This is a genomic window from Mesorhizobium sp. WSM4817 (genome assembly GCF_055811135.1).
In genome coordinates this window covers 104,031-129,317 of sequence record NZ_JBVVQQ010000014.1, presented here as the reverse complement: position 1 = coordinate 129,317, position 25,287 = coordinate 104,031, and the positions used below count along the sequence as shown (strand labels likewise).

The window sequence follows — 25,287 nt, the reverse complement described above, 5'->3', positions numbered from 1 at the left end:
ACGATTTCGCCAATCTCCATTGTAGCAAGAAAAGCCGCCAAGGCTGCGGCCGGCCCCTTCTCCCCGTCACTATACGGGGAGAAGTGCCCGGCAGGGCGATGAGGGGGCGGCGCCGACTTCGACAAAACTTGCTGGCGATCTCACGCCGTCGCGATATAGGCCCTGATCTCTGCGGCCTCGCGCTCGACATCCTCGATGCGCCGCTTGACCACGTCGCCGATCGACACGATGCCGTCGAGCAGGCCGTCCTTTTCCACCGGCAGATGGCGGAAACGGCCACTGGTCATGATCTCCATGACCTCGTTGACGGTGTGGTTCTCATTGCAGATCTTCACCTTGGGGGTCATCGCCGAACGCACCGCGATATCCAATGCGGCGGTCCCTTCCCTGGCGAGGACCCGCACGACGTCGCGCTCGGAAAGGATGCCGACGATCTTGTGATCACCATTGGTGATGACCAGCGCACCGATCCTGTGCTCGGCCAAGATGCGAATGGCCTCGCTCAGTTTTTCGTTCGGCCCGAGCGTCAACACGTCGTGGCCCTTCTGCTCGAGAATTGCCTTAACAGTCATGGCGTCCTCCTCAGTTCACCTTGCCGGTTCCTGCCCTGACCGGCTTTCCCTAGTGCCAGACATCGTGCGCCGCGATCGATTGGTTTTCAAGTGCGGCGAGGCTCAGGCCCTGAACTCGTCGGCCTGCTGCCGCCGATCGAAAGCCCGCAGGCCGAAGAAGCCGGCGACAAAACCGCCAATATGAGCCTCCCAGGCGATCTGGCTGTCGATGCCGGGCGCGAAGGCAACGAGGCCGGTGGCGAGATTGATCACCATCCAGATGGCAAGAAAAGTCACAACGCCGCGCGAGCGGAACACCGCCGCCATCGGCAGCGGCGCGCCGGCGAAGGCGGCTTTGCCGGACGAGCGGTCGGTGCGGAAGCCGAAGCGCGCGGCGGCCCCCATCATGCCGGAAATCGCCCCCGATGCGCCGACCAGCGGCGCCTCGCCGAGCGGATGCACGGCCCAGAACAGCACCACGGCCGCCAGCCCGGTCGCGGCGAAGAACAGGCTGAAACGAAGCGCGCCGAAGCGGTTCGCCAGTGGTGAGCCGAAAGCCGCCAGCCACACCATGTTGACGGCCAGATGAGCAAAGCCGCCATGCAGGAAGGCATAGGTGAAAGGCCGGGAAAACAGGAACCAGTCGAAGCCATATTGGCCAGTATAAAGAACTGGAATGAAGGCCGCATCGTACAACAATGTCAGCAACTGGCTTTGGCTAAGCACGTATTCCTGGATGAGATAGAGGACGACGCAGGTGCCGATCACCGCCAGCACAACGGGCGGCATGTTGAACACCGGCTCGCGGCGCGGCTCCGGCTCATGGCCGACAGGTCCGCCCTCGCCCTGTTCGATTTCCGAGGGGCTTGCTGGTTCGCTCATATGGCTCGCACTCAGTCGCTGGTTTCGACTTCGCGAGCATGTAGATCACGGTCACCCGATTCACAAAGGGCGAATCGCCCCACGCAAATCAAAACGGCGCGAATCAAAATTGGCGCGAATCAAAAAGAAGCCGTCCAAGGTTGCCCTTGAACGGCTGGTCGAGCCCCCATGCTCCCCCAAACTCTTGACTGAAATGCTGCCGATCGCTGCGAAACGACCGCTTCTGGAGTGGTTTTAACGTGCCACGGGCCTGGGCGGAGCGCAACGTAAACCACTTGTTAACCTTAACGGCCCCGACCCGTGAACAAGTGTTAACGATGCTGGCACGCATCCTGCTCCGCAACGCATGTAGGTCCTCGGAGGGCGCCCTTCTGTTCACCGATGGGACATCAGACGACAGATTGCGCGGAGCAGCATAACATGAACCAGAACGGATCGATCACGCTGTTCCATTATTGGAACCGGTTGCGTGACGGGCGCCCTGCCCCGAAGCGTTCGGAAGTCGAGCCGGCCGATATCAAGTCGCTGCTGGCCGACACATTCATCCTGGAAAAGGATACGCGCGGCGAAGCGGTATTCCGGCTCGCCGGCACCAGGCTTTGCGCGATCTATGGCCGTGAACTCAAGGGGTTTTCCTTTCCCTCGCTGTGGCGCGAGAAGGACCAGCGGCTTATCTCGAAACTGATCCAGGGCGTCTTCGATCAAAAATCCGTCGTGCTCATCACCTATGAAGGTTTCAGCCGCACCGACCGTTCCAGCAAGTTCGAGCTGCTCGCCCTGCCGCTCGACGGCGGCGTCGACAATCCGCGCTGCCTCGGCGTGATAAGCGCCGCTGAAAAACCCTTCTGGCTGGGCGCGGATCCGATCGCCGACGCCCTGATCGATTCGATCCGTCTCGTCGATCCGGAGAAGGAACCGAAATTCCTCAAGAACCGGCCGGCCATCGACGTTCCCTCGCTTGTCCCGTCGGAACTCGATCCGTCCCAGACGATTTCGGCGCTCGGCCAGGCACGCCGCATCCGTCATCTGGTCGTATTCGACGGCGGGCGCGGGGAATAATCCAAAATCCTAAAGTAGCGGCGTCAGGCTTTCCCCTTTGTTAACCCGCTTCGCTGTAGCTTTCCGGCGAAGTTCCTCGCATCAACGCGCGGAATGCCAAACGGGGTGTAGGCAAGTCATGAGGTCAGCGGCGGTCGACACCGCGCCGTCCCAAGCTGAAAGGCGCAACTTTCAGCGCGTCCCCGTGAAGATCTATGGACGCTTCATGCTGGAGGATCGCACCGAACATCCGTGCCAGGTGGTCGACATGTCGCCGGGCAATGTAGCGCTTCGCACCGAGCGCATCGGCATGCCGGGCGAGAAAGTCATCGCCTATATCGATCACATCGGCCGCATCGAAGGCGTCGTCACCCGCATCCTGCAGGACGGTTTCGCGATGACGGTCATCGCGTCGGAACGCAAGAAGGACAAGCTTGCAGCGCAATTGACCTGGCTTGCCAACAAGCACGAGCTCGATCTGCCGGAAGACCGCCGCCACGAACGCGTGGCGCCGCGCAATCCGACCAGCGTGCTTCAGCTCGGCGACGGGCGCCAGTACCAGTGCCGCATCATCGACCTGTCGCTTTCGGGCGCCGCGGTCGAGATAGACGTCAAGCCGGCAATCGGCATCCAAGTCATGCTGGGCACCATGCGCGGCCAGGTGGTGCGCCATTTCGAGGACGGCATCGCCATCGAGTTCGCGGTCATCCAGCGGCCGGAAACGCTCGATTCCGAATTCAACGCATCCGGCACCTGACAAACAGCGCACATTCCCGCAATCGACCGGCCCATTTCGGCCGGTTTTTTTGTTGGAGCGCCGGTCAACGCAGCCTGCCACCGATGCCGCGCCAAGGCGCCGCGCCGATGTGATCTCGGCGAAAACCACCTCAACAATTTTATACTGAAATGATTCAAATTTTATGTTTATTCTACGGGCGTTTTACTTAATGTCTACTTCGAGCCTTTGCGTCGAATAAATCCAATCGTGTCATTGTCTCCTCAAACGGGGAGACTGGACGATGAAGAAGACGAGGGGCAAGCTGTTGCTCTTGGCAATGGCGACGCAGCTTACCGCCTGGGGAACAGCGTATGCAGCGGGACCTGCCTTCATGCACACCGGCAGCCGCACCACACAGCCGGTCGGCCATTACGAGTTCTGCCAGAAAATTCCGCAGGAATGCAATCAGCGGACGCCGAAGCAGGCGCCGATCGAACTGACCCGCAAGCTGTGGGCGAAGATCGTGAGCATCAACAATTCGGTCAACAGCAGGATCGCGCCGCGCACCGATATGGAACTGTGGGGCAAGGAAGAGGTCTGGTCCTATTCCAACAGCGAATTCGGCGACTGCGAGGACTATGCGCTGGAAAAGCGCCGCGCGTTGATGAACATCGGCGTTCCGGCCGGCGACCTCTTGATGACGGTTGCGCGCCAGCCGAACGGAGACGGCCACGCGGTGCTGACCGTGCGCACCAGCCTCGGAGAGTTCATCCTCGACAATCTCGAAACCAGGGTGCTGTCCTGGACCAACACCGACTACACCTATCTGAAGCGCCAATCGAGCCAGAATTCTGGCGCTTGGGTAACGATCAACGACGGCCGCTCCGGCGCGGTTGCCAGCGTCCGCTAAGGACGCGACGCAAAAGCCCGGTCGAGCCCCACCTCCCCGTCCCCAACGACCGGGTTTAGGAGCCGGCCCCGTCCCCGGGCCGGCTCCACTTTTTTGAAGCGGCACGCTGTCCCGGAAGCCCCGCGCGTTTTTGCGCGACATGCATTTGCGACGGCCGCGCCAGATAGCGTCCGCACTCTAAAGCGCGTCGCGTTTGAGCGGCCTCATGCGACGCGCTTTAGGTCGTTGTTTCGCATTAGGGGCGAGCCTCCAGCACCATGTTGAACGGCGTCTCGGCGGCGCGACGGAAGCGCTTGAAGCCACCGCCGGTCACCACCTTGCGCAACCTCGCCTCGCCGGCCTGGGCGCCAAGCCCAAGCCAGACTTCCTGCGACAGCGAGGCGGGCGTGCACACGAATGTGGGCATTCTTCCCGGCCTCTATTTGCCGGCCTCGTTTTCCGGATCGACGCGGAAATCGGGGGACAATACCGGCAATCGCCGACGAGGCGGCCGGCCTCGCAGACCATCTCATCAAAAGGCGAGTCGGCTAGTTGTAGAGACGCTTGCAGTTCTCTAACGCTGCACCTCAGAATGTCAGCGACGTGGTCACATCGTGGCCTCCCCTCCCGCCGGTAGCCGGGACGACGCACGTACCGCGTACAGCGTCCTTGATACACCGGATTGATCCCCTAGTTACCCTCCGTGGGCGGTTAGTCGCGAGGTTTGCCTGGGGGCGGCGGCGGTTGCGCTTTTCTGACTGCATGGCGCGGAAAGACGGTTCGACCGACGCACTTTATGGAGGTGGTCGTGCGTCAATCCTCTGAATCCAGCTGGGCATATTTCGTATTCGTTTGCTCGATCGCGGTAGCTTGCGCAGGAGCTACCGCCGGCGGCGAGCGCGGCGGAGGCAAAAGCGGTGGCAACCATGGTGTCGGAGGCAATAGCGCTGCCAGCCATCACGGTGAAGGCCGCAAAGACGGCGCGCACAAAGGACCCAGCGGCTCCAGCAGCAGGTCACCGGTGGATGACGATGGGACCAGCACCACTGCAACGGCGGCAGTTGCGGCAGCCACGGCCGCCACTGCCGTCAGTGTCGCCCGGTCCGCAAGTGGACGGTCGCTCGACCTTCCGTCCAGCCTTCAGCCTCCTGGTGACGTCGACAGTCCAGCAACGGTCAGTCCAATCAACGCCCTGCCGGGCGTCCCGTATGAAGTCGTTCGCGCCTGCCATGACGCAATCGAGTCAGCCGCCGCCCCGTTTGGCGCGACCAGTGTGCGCGTCAGCAGCGCAGGTTCCATGCGTCGGTTGACCCCGGATACGATCTCAGCTCCCGTCGAGGTCAGCATCGACTATGGACGGCAAGGCAACGTGGAGACGCGGCAGGCGCCGATCAAATGCGAATTGAATGCTACAGGCAGTGTGATCGGGCTGACATAGCGTATCGCGCAGAACTACTCGCCGACGAGAGCAGAATGAATTCGACTGGGGTGATTCGATTCATCCTAGTCTACTCTCGCAATACACACGTGTCGCAATGATCTCAAAGAGCTTGGGCCTTCAACAGGAGGACCGCGCAGTCGTTTTGGAAATCACTCCAATGTCGCCTGTCTTGGCCTGAGGGGATAGGGAAGTGTGAGAGAACGCACCCCCGCAATCCGCGCCGGGTCGCGAGCCTTGCTGCGTGCAGTCTTCTGGCTGACAGCCTTCACCCCGCCGGCAGCGGCGGCTGCGCGGCCAGCGCGCCGCTTCAGCGGCGGCTCAATCTTGGCGCTGCGACGCTCAGCCCTGAGCCTGTCATTGTCCGCGCGCGCGGCGGCCAGGTCGCGGGAAAGAGAAACAGTGACGTCACGTTGCTTGTCCAAAGCCTCCTTCAGCTTGGCGACCTGTAGCAAAAGTGCTCGGGCGGCGTCGCGCTCGAGGCGAGCTTTATCGAGGTCCTCATGGGTCGAGACTGCCGCAGCGCGTTCTCGTGCCAGAGCATGCGCCGTCTCGGTTGCAGTCTGCTCCACTCGTTCTCTCGCTGCGACTGCTCTGGCTCGTTCCTGTTCAGCCGCGTCGCGCTCGATGCGAGTTTTTTTCAGCTCCTCCCCCGTCGAGACTGCTGCAGCGCGTTCTCTTGCCAGAGCCTGCGATGTCTCGGTTGCAGTCTGCTCGGCACGCTTTCTCGCTGAGACTGCCCTGGCTCGTTCCTGTTCAGCCGCGTCGCGCTCGAGGCGAGCTTTTTTCAGCTCCTCACGCGTCGACGCTGCTGCCGCCTGTTGTCGCGCCAGCGCCCGCTCCGTCTCGGCTGCCGTCTGCTCCACTCGTTCTCTCGCTGTGACGGCACCGGTCAATTCCTGCTCAGCCGCGTCCGCGCGCTCCATGAGCGCAGCATTGGACAGTTTCACTTTGGAGAGCTCGCCACGAAGTTCGTCTGACTTTCGGCGTTCGTCATCGAGCATTCCGCTCGCTTGCGCCAGCGAAGCCTTGGCCTTGGCGCGATCCTCGGCGGCCTCGGTCTCAAGCCGCTCATTTTGCGCCTGCGCTCGCGATAGATCGCGCGCCACCCATCCGGCTCGCTGACGCTCCAGGTGAGCAGCGGGCATCTCCGTAAAGACATAGTTGGTGGCCTCGCTCAGCATCGTGCGGGCATCTCCCGCAAGGCGCCGCAATGCGTCAGCTGTACGGGCTGCCGCGAGCTCGTTGCGCAATTGCTCCTGGCGTGCGTTGGCGGCGGCTGCCATGCTTGTCCTCAGCGCGTCGATCTCCTTGCGCGATTCGAGCAGCGCTCGCTGCAGAGCGGCGCTCCTGGCGCGCTCACCTTCCGCCGCCCGGCGCTCCTGGCCGTCCAATTCCTTCGCTGCGGCTGCCTGAGCACCAGCTGCTTCGACTTGCGCCCGGGCAGCCGTGAGATCCGGGCTGAGCAATTCGACACTCGTGCGCTCGTCTCCCTGGGCTGGCCTACGCACATCCAATGCAGCACTCGCCGGAAGCTCGAAGGATCGCGAAAGCTCCGGATTGACGTTGCCCTGGACCAGCGAAATGGCGGGGGCGCTTTCGACCCAGTTTTGTCTCGTCATCGCATAGCTAAGCGGCACGGCCAGACAGATTGCTGCGACGCCAAAGCGGGGCACAAGACCGATCGGCCTGCGAATGCGAGGAGGTGAGGCCGTCGCCGTGGTGGGGTCGGGATTCTCCGCGAGGGCGAGTTGTGTTGGCATACGGCTCAGAGCCGTCAATACTGGACTAGTTAGGGCGGCAAGATTTGCCGCCACCTGCCTATGAACATAGCCAGCGATTTCCCTGATCGATGTCGCAAGTCGGCCGGATTGCGCTATGTTCGTCGCGGAAGCGACAGCGTTGGTCTGGGTGACAGACGAGCTCTCGCAAGCTTCGGAGATCACGTCGAAATACTCGATTCGCACCCCGAACCGAAGGCAATTGGCATCCTGACGCCGAATATCCAGGTCTGCCGCGTCTGAGGGCACGGCAATCTGAGAAGAAGAAGCAGGCTCGGTTGCAAGGTCGACCGGGATTTCCCAATCCCAAGACACCTCCTCCTCGGGGAGGTCAGATCCGCGTTCGCTCACATCTGATTTGAGGCGACGCCGTTGCACCCCGATAAGGATACGCCTTAGCACAAGATAGAGGCCCATCGAGGCAAATGCTGCTATCCCGCCCAGGACGGCGAGATCTGCGCTGTTTGCGTAAATTTCGGCAAGATGATTTGGCATTGCCGTGCCTGTGCGGTTTTGGGTGTAATCTTAAGATCGTGAAGCGTTGTTGGCCCCTCGCCTTGGTGCTGGCTAAAGCCTTTGGTCGCGTTCGAAGCTGTCACTTGCTTCGAGGTCCCTCCAGTGCTCGAATTGTTGTTGCATGGCGGAGCGGCGGTCGCGCGTTGATAGGCGTGCCGGCGCAGATGACTTTTGTTTGAAACGAAACTTGACAGGCCGTGGCCGCCGATTGTCGGCCGCCAAGGGCGCACAGGCTCTGAAAAGCCGACTTGCACCTCTGCATCTCAACGTCCCCAGAGTTCTCCCACGGTAGCGCACCATCCCACCATTTCCGGCTCTGGACGGTCCGGCTAAGCTTTAAGCTAGGTCACAGGCCTCCACGGTCAACCGTCACCTTATAGTTAGCATCCATCGGCAGTACGTCGGCCATCTGGTGCCGAAGCCGTTTGCCTCGCTTCACGCTGACACCGCGTTAATCGGGCAGGCCCGCCTTGCGAAGTCCTTCGATATATCTGCTGCGATCGTCCGGTCGACAAAACGGCGGCAGCACCTCAGCGAGATTCGAAAGCCGCAACGTAGGGTCGAGTTCGCGCAGGCGGGCCATCATCTTCTCGGCCTCCGAAAGCCGACCGGCCAAGACGTAACTTGCCGTCGCCACACGCGTCGCACTCGCGTAGTTTGGTTGCGAGCGCAAAGACCTTTTCGCCCACTCAGCAGCATCGTTGTAGCGCCCGGCACAAAAGTGAGCGAGTGCAGTGCAAAATTCCCAAACAAAAAAGCGAGGATCGAACGGACTGAGGCGCATTGCCTGCGCGGCGCGCTCGACGGCTTTCTCCGGCTCACCTAAGCACGCTTGAACCCAGGCGCTGTAACCCCACGCCGCAGCCAAGTTCGGGTTCAGGCCAAGCGCGCGTTCGACGCACGCCGCGCTTTCCTCCACATCGCCGCCTACATAGCCGAGCACGTATCCGCCGTACGAAAGGGCAATTGCATCGTCCCATCCAAGTTCGATCGCTCTCTTTGCCAGTCGGGTCGCCTCGGCAGTCTCTTCTAGGCGATCGATCATCCAGCGGTTGCTCTTTCGCGCCGCATAGCAGCGCGCCGCCCGGGCATAGGCGGCAGCGAACACCGGGTCACAGCCGATCGCCTTCATGAAGAACCGCAGAGCGTCATCCATGGTTTCCTTGGTGTTGACCGCTCGGTCGTGGGACGCCAACCCGCGCAGATAATAGTCGTAGGCGTCGAGGTCCTCAGTCGGCTTGCGCTTGGCGCGCTCAATTTCGGCCTCCTCGACCTTTGGGGTGATCGCGCCGACGATGCTCGAGGCGATCTGGTCCTGAAAATCGAAAACCTCGGCTAGAGTACCTTCAAAACGGTCAGCCCACAGGTGGAGGCCGCTCGAAGCGTCGAGGAGTTGTCCGGTGATGCGCAGGCGCTCACCCGCTTTCCGCACACTTCCCTCGACCACATAGCGCACGCCCAGTTCACGCCCGACCTGCTTTATGTCTATCGACCGTCCCTTGTAGGTAAAACTCGAATTCCGTGCGACTACGAACAGGGCACGAAAGTGAGCCAGGGCGGTGACGATGTCCTCCACCATTCCGTCGGCGAAATATTCCTGCTCGATATCACCGCTTAGATTCTGAAACGGCAGCACCGCAATTGACGGCTGGTCGCCGTGTCTCGTTAGGACTGCCAGCACCTGTGCCGGCGCCGCGACGCCAGAGCTTGGCCCCGGCTGCTGATCCCCAGGTCGTTCGCGGGACTGCAGAGAAGCCGCCAGCGAGCTTGTCTGCGCCTCCGGCTCAGCATCCAGCTGCTTTTTCAGGGCAGTCCGACAAAGTTCGAACTGGCGCAAGGCGGCGTTTTCGTGGCCGCGATGCGCGTGGATCCGGATCAGCGCCCGATGGGCGGCCTCCGCGGTAGGATCTGAGGCGAGCAATCTCTCGGCGAGCCCTTCGCAGGCCGTCTCTTCCGCTGAGCCGGGTATCGGCAGCGCGAGGCTCAGCCGATCGACCAACTGCAGGGCCTTGCGCTGATACCTGTCCAGATAGGGTCCAAACCACTCATCCAGTTCCTCAGGAATGGCTTCCCCCGCAAGCACCCCACCGCGGTAGAGGTCGGCGGCGACGGCGAGATCGGCCGCCCCGCCCTGCTCCAGTTTCCGGTCGAAGATCGAAATGTCCGCGTCATCCGGACCGGCAATCAGCGCGATGGCTTCCTGATCCCCATCGATGTAGAGGGTGGCATCCTTGCTGGTCGGGAACGAGCGCCGGATGTCGACCAGCGCTTGCCGCAAACTATTGCGGGCCTGGCCATTGCTTCGTCCCGGCCAAAAGGCCTCGGAAAGCTGCTCGCGACGATGGCCGCGGTGGCCCGCCAGCACCAGGGCAGCAAAAAGAAGCGAAGTCTTGCGCGTGGCGAAACGGACGGGCCGGCGCTCCGGCGAAGTAACCTCGAGGCCGCCCAGCAACCTGATGCGCACAGATGGTCTCCAGACTTTGACCGCCGCGGCGGAATACATTTCGGAGGATAGTTTTAACACCGATTTAACGGCAGCTCGTCGGGCTTTTCGGTTTTTTTTACGCACAGCCGAACAGCCCGAAAACACCCGCGTGGCACGCTCTCATCCGCAAATCTCGAAATGGGAGACTAAAAATGGCTGACACGCAAACTCGCGCCGCCCGCACGTCGAAAAGACATCTGTTTGGACCCAGCCTGAAAAGCGTAACAATGATGATCGCCGATTTCAGGGGGTGGCGACGGACCGTCGCAAGACGCAGGGCACTAGCCGACTTGACGGCCGATCAGCTGAACGACATCGGTCATCCGGAGGCCCATCGACCCGCACTCGACATCAAGGCAGGTCTGATCACGAACTTGATGTCGATGCGATAAGTTCGGCGTACGGCTGCGCAAAGCTATCGACCTGCTCTCCAATCGCAACCCGCCCATGGGGCTTTCAGGCAGCGGCGGATGGGAGCAATATGGCGGCCAATTCAACCTCCGGATTGCTGCGATGTTGGAAATCCCGGAAGATCGATGCGAGCGCCACCGCCTGTTCAAGGCCATCGACGACGCGTTCAAGGCGGGCGACTTCGAGGCCCTCGGTGTGGCTCTCGGCGGCTCACCCGGCTGGTTCGACGAGCAGATGCCCTTTGAACTCGGCCTTGGGCATCCACTGGAGTATGCGATCTATTGGAGCCCCGCCGCTTTCATCTCGATCTTACTGGATGCGGGCTCGGACCCGAACTATCACCACCACGGCGGTTTTCCGGCAATCATTGCGGCACTCTTCGCCGACCGGGCTGACAGACTGGAAATAGTCCGAACCCTGATCGATGGGGGCGCAGACCTGAACATGCGGGGCGTAAACGACTGGACGCCGCTTCACTATGCGGTCGCCATCCGTAGCGTCGATGCCATCCGCCTGCTGTTGGCGGCGGGCGCCGACCCATCGCTCGAAACCCGCATCGACGACTATACGACAGCCCTCGAGGACGCCGACAATGCCGGCTTTGAAGCCGGCGCTTCGTTGCTGCGCGATGCAATGACCAGGCGCGGCTCCAATGGACGGTGAGTTGGGCGACGATGCCGGTGAACCATATAGCCGAAGATTTGACCAAGGCTGGCCTCAGGTCTTCGTCAGCCCCGCCTTGAAGCGTTTGCCGTTGGCGACGTAGTGGGCGGCCGAAGCGCGCAGGCTTGCCACCGCGGCATCATCCAGTGTTCGCACTAAGCGGGCGGGCGAGCCGATGATCAGCGAATTATCGGGGAATTCCTTGCCTTCGGTGACGAGGGCGCCGGCGCCGACCAGCGAATTCCTGCCGATCTTCGCGCCGTTCAGCACGATGGCGCCCATGCCGATCAGGCTGTTGTCGCCGATCGTGCAGCCATGCAGCAAGGCGCGATGGCCAATCGTGCAGCCTTGCCCGATGGTCAGGGGAAAACCGACATCTGTATGCATGACCGTGTGTTCCTGCACATTGGTATCGGCGCCGATGATGATCGGCTCGTCGTCGCCGCGGATGACGACGCCGAACCAGAAGCCCGCGTTGCGGCCGATCTGTATGTCGCCGATCAGGGTAGCGTCGGGCGCGATCCAATTGCTGTCGGCGTGCTCGAAACCAGGGGCTTTTCCATCGATCGCATAGAGCGGCATTTTTCTCCTCCGAATCGTCTCAGGCTGAAAGATCGGTCGACCCTAGGTGAGTGCCTGCCTGGGATGCAATGTCGATCAGCACGACGCCCAACGCCAAAGATCGTCGCCGTGCAACCGCAAGAGATCAGCGCCGTCAGGCAACACTAAAAGCAACGAGTGTGTGTCCAACCGGACCCATCTTCACCTTCCATTTACCATGAAATCGCACAGTCGTGTTTCGACAGGCGTGCCGCAAGAGCCGTGCCACGCGATAATCGGGGATCGCGATGAAGCAGGCAGCCACCGCCAACGGTCCGCAACTCACCGTCGTCGATTCCAAGCTGATGAAGCGGGTGTTCTACGTGTTCGCTGCGCTGGCAGTGCTTTCGATGACGATCAGCCTTGGCGGCAAATGGTTGGGCCGCTCGATCGCCATGGCCGGATATACCGACGACACGACAGTCCACGAGGTGGTGATCGGCAACAACGTCATCGCCGTGCCGGCCAATGTCATCCGCTTCGACCAGGCGCGGCGCGACGGCATCGCCTCGCGCCTCGACCTCTATCTGCGTTATCCCGAAATGGACGGCTATAGCGAGGCGGCCCGCGACGATTTCAACCACACTGGACCCAGCAGGAGCATCATTTTTCTGTCGTTCGAACGACAGGTCATGTCGCGTGACATGAGCGGCCGCTTCGCGCCGATCTACAGCGCCCTGATCGTCGAGCCCGGCACGCCCGGTCCGGGCGGCACGACGCTTTACGGCTTCAATGAAAAATCGGGCTATTTCAACGAGGTGCTGGCGGTCGGCAATCGCCGCGGCAAGGACCCGTTCGTGGCCCGCTGCCTGAGCGGCCCGAGTGCTGCGCAATCGCTGGCGCCCTGCGAACTCGACATTCTGGTCGGCGACAATCTCAGCCTCACCTACCGCTTTCCCATGGAATTTCTGGGCGACTGGCAGGCGCTCGACGCAGCCATCGCCGCCAAGGCTGCGCGAATGCTGAAGGCCGGGCATTAGGATGATGATGAAGCGAACCGTGCGAGAATCTGCTCAGTGACTTTTGATCGCGCAGCAGCGCAGAAATTTGCGCGACGTCGGCGGGACAGCACCCCCTCTGCCCTACCGGGCATCTCCCCCTCAAAGGGGGAGATTGGCTATTCGTTCTTCTTTCGCCAATCGCCAACGTTGAAGAAGAGGGTGCGGCGAGCAAGCTGGCTCAAGGTCGGCCGGCACCGATCGCCTCCCGGCTCAGGCGAGGTCGATGTCGAGGATCGCCATCGAGAAATTATAGTCGCCGTCGTCCTCGTCCTTGAAGACGATGCCGAGGAATTCGTCGCCGACGTAGACCTCGGCCGAATCATCCTTGCGCGGCCGCGCCTTCACTTCAAGCTTAGGGTTCTGGAAGACGCGCTTGAAATAGGCGTCCAGCTTTCTGATTTCGTCCGGCTTCAAAAGTCTTCTCCGATCGTCGGTCTTGCTCGTTTGAGCGCGCTTCTGGCACGTCGACAATGGCGATGTAAAGGCAAGCCGGCGAGAGAGACAGGGCAATCGCTTGAGGTTTGCGCTGCCCCTCATTGCCCTGCCGGGCATTTCTCCCCGTATAGTGAGGGAGAAAGACGCCTTTGCAAAGGGCCCCTGCCCGAGCGCTCAAATATCGAAGCTGACGACGTGGTCCATCGACTGCGACGGCAAAAGCTGGTCCATCTGCCGCGAGGGCCGGTCGCAGCCGGTCTCGCCGACGACGCGGGCCGGCACGCCGGCAACCGTCTTGTTGTGCGGCACCGGCGACAGCACCACCGAGCCTGCCGCGATCTTGGAGCAATGGCCGACTTCGATGTTGCCGAGGATTTTTGCACCGGCGCCAATCAGCACGCCGTAGCGGATTTTTGGATGGCGGTCGCCGCCGGCTTTGCCCGTACCGCCCAGCGTCACGCCGTGCAGGATCGACACGTCGTCCTCGATCACCGCCGTCTGGCCGACGACGAGGCCGGTGGCGTGGTCGAGGAAGATGCCCTTGCCGATGCGGGCGGCCGGGTTGATGTCGGTCTGGAACACCGAGGACGACCGGCTCTGCAGGTAGAGCGCGAAATCCTGGCGGCCCTGGTTCCACAGCCAATGCGCCAGCCGGTGCGTCTGGATGGCATGAAAACCCTTGAAATAGAGCACCGGCATGATGAAGCGGTCGCAGGCCGGATCGCGGTCGTAATAGGCCTGGATGTCGACACGCACCGTCGATGCCCAATCCTTGTCGTCGGCCGCCATCGCCTTGAATGTCTGGCGGATGAGATCGGAACCGATATCCTGATGGGCGAGCCGCTCGGCCAGCCGATGGATGACCGCCTCCTCCAGGCTTTCCTGGTTGAGGATGGTCGAATAGAGGAACGCCGCCAGCAGCGGATCGCGGTTGACCGCCTCCATCGCTTCGTCGCGGATCGAGCGCCAGATCGGGTCGATCGGCTTCACCATGGTCGGGCGGGCAATCGTAACGCTGTTCATCAATGGTCTCCGGCCTAATGTCTCCGGCTTGGCACCAAAACCGCTGCGCAGTTTTGCGCGACATGCTCTATAAGCCAGATCATAGCACGGTTGAACTCAATTTTCCTTAGTGCATTGTCAAATGGATTTGGTTCACGGAAATTCAAGCGGCCATGGAAAACCAAGCCTTGATCGACGAGCCGCTGAAGCGCGAGCTTTCCGCGCTCTACCAGGCCGAAGGCCGCCACTATCACAGCCTTGCCCATATCTCGGCGATGGTGGCGCTGGCTCGCCACTATCGGGCATCGTTGCACGACCCCGAGGCGGTCGAGGCGGCGATCTGGTTCCACGACGCCATCTATGACAGCCGGGCCAAGGACAACGAGGCGAGGAGTGCCGCCCTTGCCGAGAAAAAGCTCGCCGGCCGCACCGATGCGCAGCGCCTTGGCCGCATCACCGCGATGATATCAGCCACCGCCACGCATGAGTTGCCGCAGTTTGCCGACGAAAATGCCGCCCGCGACGCAGCGCTGTTCCTCGACATGGACCTTGCGATCCTGGGGGCGCCGCCTGATGCGTTCGACGCCTATGAACAGGCGGTTCGCCGCGAATATGGCTGGGTGGAAGAGCCGATGTGGCGTGCCGGCCGCAGTGCTGTCCTGAAGGGCTTCCTCGCCCGCCCGCACATCTTCCACACCGAGGAGTTCAGGCAGCGGTTCGAGGCTCAGGCTCGGCAAAACATGGCGCGTTCGCTCGAAGCGCTCGGGGCGTGAGCGCTGCTGCTGCACCTTTGATGCCGGCGCGAAGGATCGCTACGGATCGGCTTTATCCTGAGCCGCTGCATCCTTCAGGCCTTGGGTCACCCCAACTCAACCACCGATGTACTCACAGCGGATTATCGGCATAAAACTCCAGCACCCGCTGCTTGAAGGACTTGTCGCCGACGGCCAGCATGTGGTCGCGGCCCTCGATATGGAAAGCCCTGGCGTTCGGCATCAAGGCGGCCAGTTCGTCGGGCGCACCGCCGATATCGTCCTTGGTGCCGACGGCAATCAACGTCGGCTGGGCAATGCGCGCAATGTCGGCCTCGGCCAGCAATTCCCGCGAGGTGGCAATGCAGGCGGCCAGCGCCCGGCGGTCGCTGCGGGTCTGGTCGGCGAAGGCGCGAAACGAGCGGCCGCGTGGATGGCTGGTGCTATCTGGATCGTCGGCCAGAAGGGCGGCGGCGATCGGATCCCAGTCGCCGACGCCGTCGACCATGCCGACGCCGAGACCGCCAAAGACCAGCGTCGCCACCTTGTCCGGATCGGAAAGCGCCAGGAAGGCGGAAATCCGCGCGCCCATCGAGTAGCCCATGACATGGGCGCGTTCGATGCCGAGATGGTTCAGCAACGCTGCCCCGTCGGAGGCCATTCTTGCCGGCGTATAGTCGGCCTCCTGATAGCTCTTCGACGAGGCGCCGTGGCCGCGATTGTCGAAGGCGATGGCGCGGTAGCCGGCATCGTTCAGCGCCTTGAACCAGCCGGGCGACACCCAGTTGACGTAATGGGTCGAGGCAAAGCCGTGGATCATGAGCACCGGATCGCCCTGCCCCGATGCCGGCTGGCGGTCGAGGAAGGCAAGGTCAAAACCGTCATGGGAGAAAAACTGCATCTGCGATGGATCCTGCGCGTTCAGTTGTGCGCAGTGCCGATTGCCGGGTGACGCAACAGGTCGCCGTCCTCGATGCCGCTCCTGGCGGCCGTGCCCGCCTTGAGCTCGAGCACGAAGCGAACCGGCTCGCCGGGCGAGATCATCGCCTCGGATTGCGGCTCGCCTTGCTTGATCGCCCGGATCCTGCCGTCCTGATCGACAAAGATCAGGTCGAGCGGCATCGGCGTGTTCTTCATCCAGAAGCTGACATCCCGAGCCTCCTCGAACACGAACAGCATGCCATGATCGTCGGCCATCTCCTCGCGAAACATCAGCCCGGCCTCGCGCTCGGCCGAGGTGTCGGCGATTTCGATCGAAAAAGAGCGTTCGCCGCCTTTCGTCACCGCGACCAGCGGCTGCGGGTCGACGGCAAGGATCATCGCCCGGCTGTCTGCCGAAGCCGGTCGCTGCGAATGGAAGAAAGCGCCTGCGGCGACGACAAAGGCGATCGCGGCGCAGACTACGCCCGTTGTCAGCCAGTTCCTGTAAGTCATTCAGACTCCTCGGCCATCGTCCTAGGTATGTTGAAATTCAGGTGGTTCCAGCCTGTATATAGTTCCCTGCGCTTGCGACCCACCAATTGTTGATCTCAGCGCTGCCCCTCATCGCCCTGCCAGGCACTTCTCCCCGTATAGTGACGGGGAGAAGGGGCCGGCCGCAACGGTGGCATACATTTCTACAACGGCCGGAAATTGGCGAAATCATTGATGACAGCGCCCCTCTCCCCGTCACTATACGGGGAGAGGATGCCGGCAGGCAGGTGAGGGGCAGCGCAAACGTTCGAAAAGATCTGAGTAAGGCCTGAATATCAACGCACCCTAATGCGAGACGGGCAAGGTCCCCATATCCGGGTGAATTTCGGCAGCCATAAGGCCTTTGTCGCCGCGCCCGAAGCGGACCAGCACGACCTGCCCCGGCCTGAGTTCGGTAATACCGTAACGGCGCAGCGTCTCCATGTGGACGAAAATGTCCTCGGTGCCCTCGCCCCGGGTCAGGAAACCAAACCCCTTGGTGCGGTTGAACCATTTCACCAGCGCCCGTTCGAGGCCGCTTTCCGGCGTCACCGAGACGTGGGTGCGCTGCTCCTGCATCTCCGCCGGATGGGTCGCGGTGGTGAGATCCATGGAGAGTACGCGGAACGCCTGCAATCCGCGCTCACCTTGCTTGACAAGGCAGACGACGCGCGCACCTTCCAAGGCGGTCTGGAAACCGTCTTTTCGAAGACATGTCACATGGAGGAGAATATCGCCGGAAGAGCCGTCATCGGGAAGAATGAAACCGTAACCCTTGGCCACGTCAAACCATTTGATAGCGCCAGCAATCTCGACAAGACCGGCCGTGTCGCCGCTCTCGTCTCTTTGCAAGGCGTCGTGACCGGTTCCGTCCCGCCCCATGAAAGAGGCTTTTTCCCCCATAACAACGCCCCCTTTTTCCAAGAATACCGCAACTGATTCTTGACGTTAGATTAACACTTCCGTTTCCGGTGTGTGCAAGACCTGAGCTGCGTTTTTTCACGGTTCATTGCGGGAATACCGGATTTGTTGTTTGCCGGCAGGAGCGGCTATCGGGAATTGCCCTTTGGCCGGGTGGCCCCTATGTTCCGCCGCAAAGCAACATTTCGAGGAAAACCACATGCGCTACCTCCACACCATGGTCCGTGTCGCCGACATCGATGCCTCGCTCGATTTCTACTGCAACAAGCTTGGCCTCAAGGAAGTGCGCCGCCACGAAAACGAACAGGGGCGCTACACGCTGATCTTCCTTGCAGCGGACGAAGACGAGCAAAGCGGCATCACCGACAAGGCGCCGCTGATCGAGCTCACCTACAATTGGGATCCGGAAGACTACAAGGGCGGCCGCAATTTCGGCCACCTCGCCTACGAGGTCGACGACATCTACGCCACCTGCCAGCATCTGATGGACAAGGGCGTCACCATCAACCGGCCGCCGCGCGACGGCAACATGGCCTTCGTCAAATCGCCGGACGGCATCTCGATCGAGCTTTTGCAGAAAGGCCCGGCCAAGGCCAAGGCCGAGCCCTGGGCGTCGATGCCCAATACCGGAAGCTGGTAACGGGCCGCATTGGGGAAGAATTCATTCATGCCGACCAGCCATGCCGATGTCGTCACTGAACATGCGAGCCGCTATCTGCAGCAGCTCTGCAAGCACTGGGCGCACAAGTTTCCCGTCGAGTTCGATCCGAACCACGGCACGATCGATCTCTCACTGGGCCGCACGGTTCTCGATGCCGACCCGGCAGCGCTGCATATCGCGGTGACCGCTGACGAAGCCGGCTCGCTGGAGCGCCTGGAGACGGTCGTCGCCGACCACATCAAACGCTTCGCTTTCCGCGAAGAGCTGACCTTCGATTGGAGAAAGGCTTCGGCAGCGTAGGCGACTACGCTCCGCCATTGCGGCCGGCCATCGCCAGCAGCATCAGCACCGTGCGCCAGTTGCGCGCGGTGGCGGGCACTTTCAGCGTGCGAGGGATGAGGTCGGCAAATACCGATTTGCCGAGGCCTTCCGGTGCGTGCAGGTAAAGCACGTCGCCCCTGATCTCGAACCGTTCGGGACCGGTGCATTTTTCGGCCAGCCGCGCGACCTCGTCGGCGGTCGGCGGGCGCTCCAACACATAGGCGTGAAGCTTCGTCGGCTCGCCGGCGATTTCCGGATAGGGATTTTCCGCCACCAGCCGCTCGAACCAGCCGAGATCGCGCACCATGACGCGCGAGTGAAATCCCCATTTTTTCTCGAATTTCGCTTCCAGCTGTTTGGTCAGCGTGGCCACATCGCCCTTTGCCGAACGGAACACGACGTTGCCGCTCTGCACATAGCTGGCGACGTCGCCAAAGCCGAGTTCCTCGAAGAACGACCGCAACTCCGCCATCTTGACGATGCGGTTGCCGCCGACATTGATGCCGGAAAACAACGCAACGAAAATCTTCGCCCGGGCGCTCATATGATGAACCCGGCCAGCGTCTCGTTGTCGGTGATGTCCTGATACTGGACGCCCTCGGCCTCGAAATTGGCGTTGAGCAGCTCGAAATTGCGGCGGTCCTTGGTTTCGATGCCGATCAGCACCGAGCCGAAATTGCGCGCCGATTTCTTCAGATATTCGAAGCGGGCAATGTCGTCGTCGGGACCGAGCAATTCGAGGAAGTCGCGCAGCGCGCCCGGCCGCTGCGGAAAGCGGATGATGAAATACTTTTTTAGCCCCTCGAAGCGCAGCGCCCTTTCCTTCACGTCCGGCAGCCGCTCAAAATCGAAATTGCCGCCCGAAACCACCGCGACGATGGTTTTGCCCCTGATTTCCTTCTTCGAAAAATCCTTCAACGCGTCGATCGCCAGTGCGCCGGCCGGCTCCAGCACCACGCCTTCGACGTTCAGCATCTCGATCATCGTCGCGCAGAGCCGGTTTTCCGGGATCAGCCGCACCGCCTCGGTGGCAAACGCCCTGAGATGCCGCAACGGCTCGCGGCCGATCTCGGCCACCGCGGCGCCATCGACGAAATTGTCGACCCTGGCGAGCTTGATACGCTTGCCGGTGGCAAGGCTCTCGCTCAGGCTTGGCGCGCCAGCCGGCTCGCAGAAGACGAAGCGCGTGTCGCGGCGCTGGTCGGCGAAATAATGCGTCACACCCGCCGCCAGTCCGCCGCCGCCAACCGGCAGCATGATGATGTCTGGCATGCGGGCGCCCGGCATCTGGCCTGATATCTCGTAGGCGACCGTCGCCTGCCCCTCGATGATGTCCTTGTGGTCGAACGGCGGCACCATGTGTGCGCCGGCGCTTTCCGTGAATTCGGAGGCGGCGCGGTAGCAGTCGTCGAAAAAGTCGCCGACCAGCCTGATCTCGACGAATTCGCCACCGAACAGCCGCGTCTTGTCGATCTTCTGCTGCGGCGTCGTCACCGGCATGAACACCACGCCTCGCTTGCCGAAATGACGGCAGACGAAGGCAAAGCCCTGGGCATGGTTGCCGGCCGAAGCGCAGACGAACAGCTCGGCATCGTTGCCGGCGGCGAGCGCCTTGCGGAAGAAATTGAAGGCGCCCCTGATCTTGTAGGAGCGCACCGGTGACAGGTCCTCGCGCTTCAGCAGCACGCGCGCCCCGGTCTTCTTCGACAGATAATCGTTTTCCTGCAGCGGTGTTTCCGGGAAGATCTGGCGGATCGCGGCAGCGGCGACTGCGACGCGGGAAGAGAAACTGGTCATCGAAAAAATTACCCCGGATCGTCTGTGGTGTTCGCGAAGCTAGCACACGCCGTACGTGTTTGATCAGGGCAATCGCTTAGGATAAACTCATGCTGGAAAGGCCAATCGTCGATGTCGGCACTGCCCATCATCTGCCTGCCGGCATCTTCTCCCCGTATAGGGACGGGGAGAAGGGGCTGGCCGCAACCTGCGCACCCTTCCTGCAACGCTAGAAATTGGCGAAATCCTTTGCGAAGGCGTCTTTCTCCCCGTCACTATACGGGGAGAAATGCCCGGCAGGGCAATGAGGGGCAGCGCAACCCTGAATAGTGGCGCCTGCCGCCATTTTGGCTTTCGCGCAACAGTGCGATGACTGTCGCAAGCCGCTGAGGGCATTTCGGCAGGAAACGACTTACTTCTGCCGCACTTCGGCTGTCCGGGAGGGGTCGCGGAGGTTGGATCAAGCCTTTCGGCCGGAGTGGAATTCTAGAGTTGAAGAAGATTTGTATCCTTGTCCTTGCCTTGCTCGTTGCCGGCTGTGGCGGCCGGCAGACCGAGGAACTGCTCGGCAGCGCCATGGTGTCGGCGCCGGTGACCGATATCGCCGGCAACCACAGCATCTTCATCGCCACGACGCGCAAGCGCTCCGACGATCCCAGCAAGGTTTTCGACCGCGAGCGCTCGGCCACGCTGAACTATGCCCGCGTCAACGTCACCGTGCCGGGGACCCACGAAGCCGGTCAGATCGAGCGGCGCTCACGCGGCAAGTCGAACGACCCTGCCAAATATTTCATGGCCTCCGACGTCGTCGGCTACGACACCGCGCCGAAATTCTCCAACGCGCTCAGTGCCGACATTGCCGCGCGCGGCGGCCGCGTCATGCTTTTCGTCCATGGCTACAACACCGGCTTCGACGCCGCCGTCTACCGCGTCACCCAGATCGCCCATGATTCCGGCTACCCGGGCACGCCGGTGCTGTTTTCCTGGGCATCGGGCGCCAAGACCCGGGACTATGTCTACGACAGAGAAAGCGCCAGTGCTGCCCGCGACCAACTGGAAGTCACGCTGAGAATGCTCTCGCAGACCGGCGCGCGGCGCATCGACATCGTCGCCCACTCGCTGGGGACCTGGGTTACCATGGAAGCGCTGCGCCAGCTCGCCATCAATGGCGACCGCGATCTCAGCGGCAAGCTCGGCGACGTCGTGCTGGCCTCGCCCGACATCGATGTCGACGTGTTCAAGAGCCAGATGCGCCGCTACGGCAAGCCGAACAAGCCATTCATCCTTCTACTGTCCGACGACGACCGGGCGCTGCGGCTCTCCGGCCTGATCGCCGGCTCGCGGCCGCGCGTCGGCGATTACAAGGACGCGGCCGACCTCGCCGACTATGGCGTGAGCGTCGTCGATCTCTCCAGCGTCAAGGGATCGGATCGCTTCAACCACACCAAATTTGCCGACAACCCCGAGCTGGTGAAGATGATCGGCCAGCGGCTGCGCGAGGATGACGGATTTGCCAGCGACCGCGAGGTGACCGACCGCATCAGTCTGCTCGGGCAGTGAGGTGCGTTCGAAGACTTTTCTCGTCGTAGCGTTTGCGCTCGCGGTAACCGGCTGCGCCGGCCGCAAGACCCACGACCTTCTCAACACGACGACCGTGACGGTGCCTGCCTCCGACATCGCCGCCACGCATGAGATCTTCGTCGCCACCACCCGAAAAAAGGCGACGAAGGACCCGCGGCAGGTGTTCGACGGTGACCGTTCACCGACCACCAGTTTTGCCAGTGTCGAAGTCACCGTCCCGAAAACCCATCAGGTCGGCGCCATCGAGCGGGTCAGGGGTTCCGCCAACAGCAACCCGGCGAAGGACTTCACGGCAACCGAGGTCGAATTCTACGAAGGCGCCCCGCAATTCGCCAAGGCGGTCGGCGCCGACATCGCCATGCGCGGCGACCGCGCTCTGGTTTTCGTGCACGGCTTCAACAACGGTTTCGACGACGGCATCTACCGGCTGACGCAGATCGCGCACGACACCAAATACTCCGGCACGCCGGTGCTGTTCTCATGGGCGTCGAGCGGCAAGACCACGGGCTATATCTACGACAAGGAGAGCGCCAACGCAGCGCGCGACGATCTCGAAGAGACGTTGCGTATGCTGGCCAAGACCAAGGCCAAGAGCATCGACATCATCGCCCATTCGATGGGCACCTGGGTGACGATGGAGGCGCTGCGCCAGCTTGCCATCACCGGCGACCGTGATCTCGGCGACAAGCTCGGCTATGTCATCCTGGCCTCGCCCGACATCGATGTCGATGTATTCAAGAAGCAGATGATCCGTTACGGCAAGCCCGACAAGCCTTTCGCCATCCTGCTTTCGGGCGACGATCGCGCCCTGAGGCTGTCCTCGCTGATCTCCGGCGACAAGCCGCGCGTCGGCGACTATGGCGACGCGGCCGACCTCGCCAGCTATGGCGTGTCGGTGGTCGACCTGAGCAAGACCAAAGGCGGCGACCGCCTGAACCACGCCAAATTCGCCGACAACCCGTTCCTGGTGCAACTGCTCGGCGACCGGCTGCGCGCCCCGGCCGGCCTGGCATCAGACGAGGTCGATCCGGCGCGGCCGATCGACAATCTCGGCCAGGGCATCGGCAAGGCGGTCGGCTCCGTCGCCGAGATCGTCATCACCACGCCGTTCAAGGTGCTGACCATCGCCACCGGCGGATGAGAGACGTGGACACGCCCTGGGTCATTGTCAGACGAACAGGTCGACCTTCTGGAACGTCGTCACATTGATCAAGCCGACATCGGAAATCCTCAGTTCCGGGATGACGACCAGCGCCAGCAGCGAGTGCTGCATGTAGGCGTTGTTCAGCGAACAGCCCATCTTGCGCATTGCCTCGGTCAGCTTGTCGGCCTTGGCGGCGACGATTTCGGCGCGCTCGTCCGACATCAGGCCGGCGATCGGCATTTCGACCAGCGCCAGTTCCTTGCCCCTGGAGAACAGCACGACGCCACCGCCGACCTCGCCCAGCCGGTTGACCGCCAATGCCATGTCCTGCTTGCTGGTGCCGACGACGATGATGTGGTGCGCATCATGCGCCACGCTGGAGGCCATGGCGCAGTCGCTCATATAGCCGAAGCCGGAGACAAAGGCGTTGGTGACGCCTCCCGTGCCGCGGTGGCGCTCGACCAGCGCGATCTGGCAGACGTCGTTGCGACGGTCCATGGCGACCAGCCCGTCCTCCACCGGAAGATCGGCCTCGAGCGCCCGCGTCGGCGCCTGGTTCTCGATCACGCCGATGACCCGCACCCGAATTTCGTTGGCGCCGACAGGCGCCACGATGTCGAAATCCCCCGGTTTGAGCTTCTTGCCGAGCTTGACGGTGTTCTTTGCCGTCTTCGGATAGTCATATGCCGGAATGTCGATGTCGAGCTTGCCGCCCTTGGCCAGCCTGACGCCGCGGCCATAGACTTCGTCGATGGTCATTGCGGCCAGATCGGAGACGATCAGCAGATCGGCGAGCCGCCCCGGCGCGATCGACCCCAGCTCGCGCTCCAGCCTGAAATGCTGGGCGGTGTTGAGCGTCGCCATCTGGATCGCGGTCACCGGCTTCACCCCCTGGCTGATGGCGTGGCGGACCACCCGGTCCATATGGCCTTCATGGACGAGCGTCCCGGAATGGCTGTCGTCGGTGCACAGGATGAAGTTGCGCGGATCGAGCCCGCTCTCCGTCACCGCCTTGATCTGCGAGGCGACGTCGTACCATGCCGAGCCCAGCCTTAGCATTGCCTTCATGCCCTGACGGACGCGAGCGATGGCGTCCTCGGCGCGCGTGCCTTCGTGATCGTCCTCGGGGCCGCCGGCGACATAGCCGTGGAACGGCAGGCCAAGATCGCGCGAGGCATAATGGCCGCCGACGGTCTTGCCCGCCCTCACCGTCGCGGCGATCTCGCCGGCCATCACCGGATCGTTGGCAGCGACACCGGGAAAGTTCATCACCTCGCCAAGTCCGATGATGTTTTCCCAGCCCATCGCCTCGGTGACATCGGCGACCGTCAGCTCGGCGCCGGCATGCTCCAGCCCAGGTGCGGAAGGCACGCAGGACGGCATCTGCACAAGCACGTTGATCGGCATGGCGACGGCCTCGTCATGCATCAGCCGCACACCCGGCAGGCCGAGCACATTGGCGATCTCGTGCGGGTCGATGAACATCGAGGTGGTGCCATGCGGGATGACGGCGCGGCAAAACTCCGTCACCGTCACCATGCCGCTCTCGACATGCATGTGCGCGTCGCAAAGGCCCGGCACCAGATAGCGCCCGCCGGCGTCGACCACCTTGGTGCCCTGGCCGATGGCATGGCCGGCATTCGGCCCGCAATAGGCGAAACGGCCGCCGGCAATGGCAATGTCTGTGCCGGCGATGATCTCGCCGGAATGCACGTTGACCCAGCGCCCGTTGCGGATGACGAGATCGGCGGGCCTCCTGCCCATGGCGACGTCGACCAGATGCGTCGCCGCCTCGGCCCAGGGTTTTGGTTTCGTCGCGCGCGCGGTCTTCGCCATGAGGAGGACTCCTGTTTTCCCGACTGTGCCAAGCCGCGCGGATTTTGACCAGCGGGGAACTTGTGGGTCGTGTGCGGCTACGCGGTCTTCCCTCTCGATGCAGGAGGCGCCCTCGGCGGAGCTGCGAGGCGCCATCCACGACAAAATGCCTCAACCGGAAGACGAGTCCGGTTGCGGCAAATCAGCTTGTTCGGGAGTTTCGATCAGGAAAACGGGCGCTCAAGTATAGCCCCGTTGTTCCCTGTCGCGGCAGTTGAGAAGCTCGACCAGATCGTCGGCCTCTTCGATCGGCATGTCGATCAACGGGACGCCAACCTCGACAACCGGCTGCCCCGTGAACACATCGATGATGTCCCATGTGCCTTCAGGTGTCTTCTCAGTGTCGTAGCGTTGAGTCATGGGGTGCAGGAGAGATTAGCGGGTGCAGGAGAAG

The 25,287-nt window shown here is 62.2% G+C and carries 25 protein-coding genes and 1 pseudogene; 11 read left to right on the top strand and 15 right to left on the bottom strand.

Annotated elements, in window-relative coordinates; genetic code table 11:
• Nucleotides 1-140: 140 nt before the first annotated feature.
• Both AC0L2K_RS20075 and AC0L2K_RS20070 read right to left on the bottom strand, forming a co-directional pair.
• Nucleotides 141-572: a CBS domain-containing protein gene (locus AC0L2K_RS20075; protein WP_128168516.1), complete on the bottom strand. Its 432-nt coding sequence runs from the start codon at nt 570-572 to the stop codon at nt 141-143.
• A 102-nt stretch (nt 573-674) separates the two neighbouring features.
• Nucleotides 675-1,433 carry a rhomboid family intramembrane serine protease gene (locus AC0L2K_RS20070; RefSeq protein WP_287363248.1) on the bottom strand — a complete coding sequence of 253 codons (759 nt, stop codon included), beginning with the start codon at nt 1,431-1,433 and terminating at the stop codon, nt 675-677.
• 420 nt (nt 1,434-1,853) lie between these two features.
• On the opposite strand from AC0L2K_RS20070, the gene AC0L2K_RS20065 reads away from it, so the two are divergent.
• The 3 genes from AC0L2K_RS20065 to AC0L2K_RS20055 all read left to right on the top strand — a co-directional run bounded on the left by AC0L2K_RS20065 (nt 1,854) and on the right by AC0L2K_RS20055 (nt 4,099).
• Nucleotides 1,854-2,492 carry a PAS domain-containing protein gene (locus AC0L2K_RS20065; RefSeq protein WP_287363249.1) on the top strand — a complete coding sequence of 213 codons (639 nt, stop codon included), beginning with the start codon at nt 1,854-1,856 and terminating at the stop codon, nt 2,490-2,492.
• Nucleotides 2,493-2,610: 118 nt separating this feature from the next.
• Nucleotides 2,611-3,228 (top strand): PilZ domain-containing protein, encoded by a 618-nt coding sequence (locus tag AC0L2K_RS20060; protein ID WP_473532119.1) that lies wholly within the window; start codon nt 2,611-2,613, stop codon nt 3,226-3,228.
• A gap of 262 nt (nt 3,229-3,490) precedes the next feature.
• Nucleotides 3,491-4,099 carry a transglutaminase-like cysteine peptidase gene (locus AC0L2K_RS20055; protein WP_023798174.1) on the top strand — a complete coding sequence of 203 codons (609 nt, stop codon included), beginning with the start codon at nt 3,491-3,493 and terminating at the stop codon, nt 4,097-4,099.
• 235 nt (nt 4,100-4,334) lie between these two features.
• Here AC0L2K_RS20055 and AC0L2K_RS20050 read toward each other — a convergent pair.
• The 3 genes and pseudogenes from AC0L2K_RS20050 to AC0L2K_RS20040 form a co-directional block, all read right to left on the bottom strand.
• Nucleotides 4,335-4,499: pseudogene (locus AC0L2K_RS20050) on the bottom strand (SAM-dependent methyltransferase); the annotation flags it as partial.
• 1,169 nt (nt 4,500-5,668) lie between these two features.
• Nucleotides 5,669-7,138 carry a hypothetical protein gene (locus tag AC0L2K_RS20045; RefSeq protein ID WP_473532118.1) on the bottom strand — a complete coding sequence of 490 codons (1,470 nt, stop codon included), beginning with the start codon at nt 7,136-7,138 and terminating at the stop codon, nt 5,669-5,671.
• 1,126 nt (nt 7,139-8,264) lie between these two features.
• On the bottom strand, nt 8,265-10,277 hold the full coding sequence (locus AC0L2K_RS20040) for a BTAD domain-containing putative transcriptional regulator (RefSeq protein ID WP_128168514.1): 2,013 nt from the start codon (nt 10,275-10,277) through the stop codon (nt 8,265-8,267).
• A 534-nt stretch (nt 10,278-10,811) separates the two neighbouring features.
• Between AC0L2K_RS20040 and AC0L2K_RS20035 the strand changes: the two genes are divergently transcribed.
• Nucleotides 10,812-11,372 (top strand): ankyrin repeat domain-containing protein, encoded by a 561-nt coding sequence (locus AC0L2K_RS20035; RefSeq protein WP_287180541.1) that lies wholly within the window; start codon nt 10,812-10,814, stop codon nt 11,370-11,372.
• A 54-nt stretch (nt 11,373-11,426) separates the two neighbouring features.
• Here the strand turns inward: AC0L2K_RS20035 and AC0L2K_RS20030 are convergent, their stop codons facing one another.
• The gene (locus AC0L2K_RS20030; RefSeq protein WP_128173238.1) at nt 11,427-11,954 is read right to left on the bottom strand and encodes a gamma carbonic anhydrase family protein; all 528 of its coding nucleotides are present in this window, start codon (nt 11,952-11,954) and stop codon (nt 11,427-11,429) included.
• A 266-nt stretch (nt 11,955-12,220) separates the two neighbouring features.
• Between AC0L2K_RS20030 and AC0L2K_RS20025 the strand changes: the two genes are divergently transcribed.
• Entirely contained in the window at nt 12,221-12,952 is a 732-nt protein-coding gene (locus AC0L2K_RS20025) for a hypothetical protein (RefSeq protein ID WP_287228992.1), read from the top strand.
• A 231-nt stretch (nt 12,953-13,183) separates the two neighbouring features.
• On the opposite strand, the gene AC0L2K_RS20020 is transcribed toward AC0L2K_RS20025, so the two are convergent.
• Together AC0L2K_RS20020 and cysE are read right to left on the bottom strand one after the other, a co-directional pair.
• Nucleotides 13,184-13,387: a DUF3126 family protein gene (locus AC0L2K_RS20020; RefSeq protein WP_013531334.1), complete on the bottom strand. Its 204-nt coding sequence runs from the start codon at nt 13,385-13,387 to the stop codon at nt 13,184-13,186.
• 195 nt (nt 13,388-13,582) lie between these two features.
• Nucleotides 13,583-14,431, bottom strand: coding sequence for a serine O-acetyltransferase (gene cysE, locus AC0L2K_RS20015; RefSeq protein WP_023798183.1), 849 nt, complete (start codon nt 14,429-14,431; stop codon nt 13,583-13,585).
• Between the two features lie 152 nt (nt 14,432-14,583).
• On the opposite strand from cysE, the gene AC0L2K_RS20010 reads away from it, so the two are divergent.
• A complete protein-coding gene (locus tag AC0L2K_RS20010; RefSeq protein ID WP_128173237.1) occupies nt 14,584-15,183 on the top strand; it encodes an HD domain-containing protein in 600 nt (199 codons plus the stop codon).
• Nucleotides 15,184-15,295: 112 nt separating this feature from the next.
• Here the strand turns inward: AC0L2K_RS20010 and AC0L2K_RS20005 are convergent, their stop codons facing one another.
• The 3 genes from AC0L2K_RS20005 to AC0L2K_RS19995 all read right to left on the bottom strand — a co-directional run bounded on the left by AC0L2K_RS20005 (nt 15,296) and on the right by AC0L2K_RS19995 (nt 17,496).
• Entirely contained in the window at nt 15,296-16,063 is a 768-nt protein-coding gene (locus AC0L2K_RS20005; RefSeq protein ID WP_287180538.1) for an alpha/beta fold hydrolase, read from the bottom strand.
• 20 nt (nt 16,064-16,083) lie between these two features.
• Nucleotides 16,084-16,596, bottom strand: a complete 513-nt coding sequence (locus AC0L2K_RS20000; RefSeq protein ID WP_128173235.1) for a DUF192 domain-containing protein — start codon at nt 16,594-16,596, stop codon at nt 16,084-16,086.
• A gap of 324 nt (nt 16,597-16,920) precedes the next feature.
• Nucleotides 16,921-17,496 carry a cold-shock protein gene (locus tag AC0L2K_RS19995; protein WP_329608822.1) on the bottom strand — a complete coding sequence of 192 codons (576 nt, stop codon included), beginning with the start codon at nt 17,494-17,496 and terminating at the stop codon, nt 16,921-16,923.
• 238 nt (nt 17,497-17,734) lie between these two features.
• Between AC0L2K_RS19995 and gloA the strand changes: the two genes are divergently transcribed.
• Nucleotides 17,735-18,175 (top strand): lactoylglutathione lyase, encoded by a 441-nt coding sequence (gene gloA / locus AC0L2K_RS19990; protein ID WP_236378228.1) that lies wholly within the window; start codon nt 17,735-17,737, stop codon nt 18,173-18,175.
• 27 nt (nt 18,176-18,202) lie between these two features.
• Nucleotides 18,203-18,496, top strand: a complete 294-nt coding sequence (locus AC0L2K_RS19985; protein ID WP_287228990.1) for a DUF2218 domain-containing protein — start codon at nt 18,203-18,205, stop codon at nt 18,494-18,496.
• A 4-nt stretch (nt 18,497-18,500) separates the two neighbouring features.
• On the opposite strand, the gene AC0L2K_RS19980 is transcribed toward AC0L2K_RS19985, so the two are convergent.
• Entirely contained in the window at nt 18,501-19,061 is a 561-nt protein-coding gene (locus tag AC0L2K_RS19980; protein WP_287228988.1) for a DUF1697 domain-containing protein, read from the bottom strand.
• Nucleotides 19,058-20,314 (bottom strand): threonine ammonia-lyase IlvA, encoded by a 1,257-nt coding sequence (ilvA, locus tag AC0L2K_RS19975; protein WP_027156051.1) that lies wholly within the window; start codon nt 20,312-20,314, stop codon nt 19,058-19,060. The genes AC0L2K_RS19980 and ilvA overlap by 4 nt, the downstream gene beginning before the upstream one ends.
• An 89-nt stretch (nt 20,315-20,403) precedes the next feature.
• On the opposite strand from ilvA, the gene AC0L2K_RS19970 reads away from it, so the two are divergent.
• The 3 genes from AC0L2K_RS19970 to AC0L2K_RS19960 all read left to right on the top strand — a co-directional run bounded on the left by AC0L2K_RS19970 (nt 20,404) and on the right by AC0L2K_RS19960 (nt 23,015).
• Nucleotides 20,404-20,526 carry a hypothetical protein gene (locus AC0L2K_RS19970; RefSeq protein WP_473532117.1) on the top strand — a complete coding sequence of 41 codons (123 nt, stop codon included), beginning with the start codon at nt 20,404-20,406 and terminating at the stop codon, nt 20,524-20,526.
• 259 nt (nt 20,527-20,785) lie between these two features.
• Entirely contained in the window at nt 20,786-21,853 is a 1,068-nt protein-coding gene (locus AC0L2K_RS19965) for an alpha/beta hydrolase (protein ID WP_023798191.1), read from the top strand.
• A 1-nt stretch (nt 21,854) separates the two neighbouring features.
• Complete coding sequence (locus AC0L2K_RS19960) at nt 21,855-23,015, top strand: alpha/beta hydrolase (RefSeq protein WP_287342223.1); 1,161 nt, start codon at nt 21,855-21,857, stop codon at nt 23,013-23,015.
• A 27-nt stretch (nt 23,016-23,042) separates the two neighbouring features.
• Here AC0L2K_RS19960 and ade read toward each other — a convergent pair whose 3' ends face one another.
• Both ade and AC0L2K_RS19950 read right to left on the bottom strand, forming a co-directional pair.
• On the bottom strand, nt 23,043-24,854 hold the full coding sequence (gene ade / locus AC0L2K_RS19955; protein WP_473532116.1) for an adenine deaminase: 1,812 nt from the start codon (nt 24,852-24,854) through the stop codon (nt 23,043-23,045).
• 219 nt (nt 24,855-25,073) lie between these two features.
• Nucleotides 25,074-25,253: a hypothetical protein gene (locus AC0L2K_RS19950; RefSeq protein WP_473532115.1), complete on the bottom strand. Its 180-nt coding sequence runs from the start codon at nt 25,251-25,253 to the stop codon at nt 25,074-25,076.
• Between the last annotated feature and the right edge of the window lie 34 nt (nt 25,254-25,287).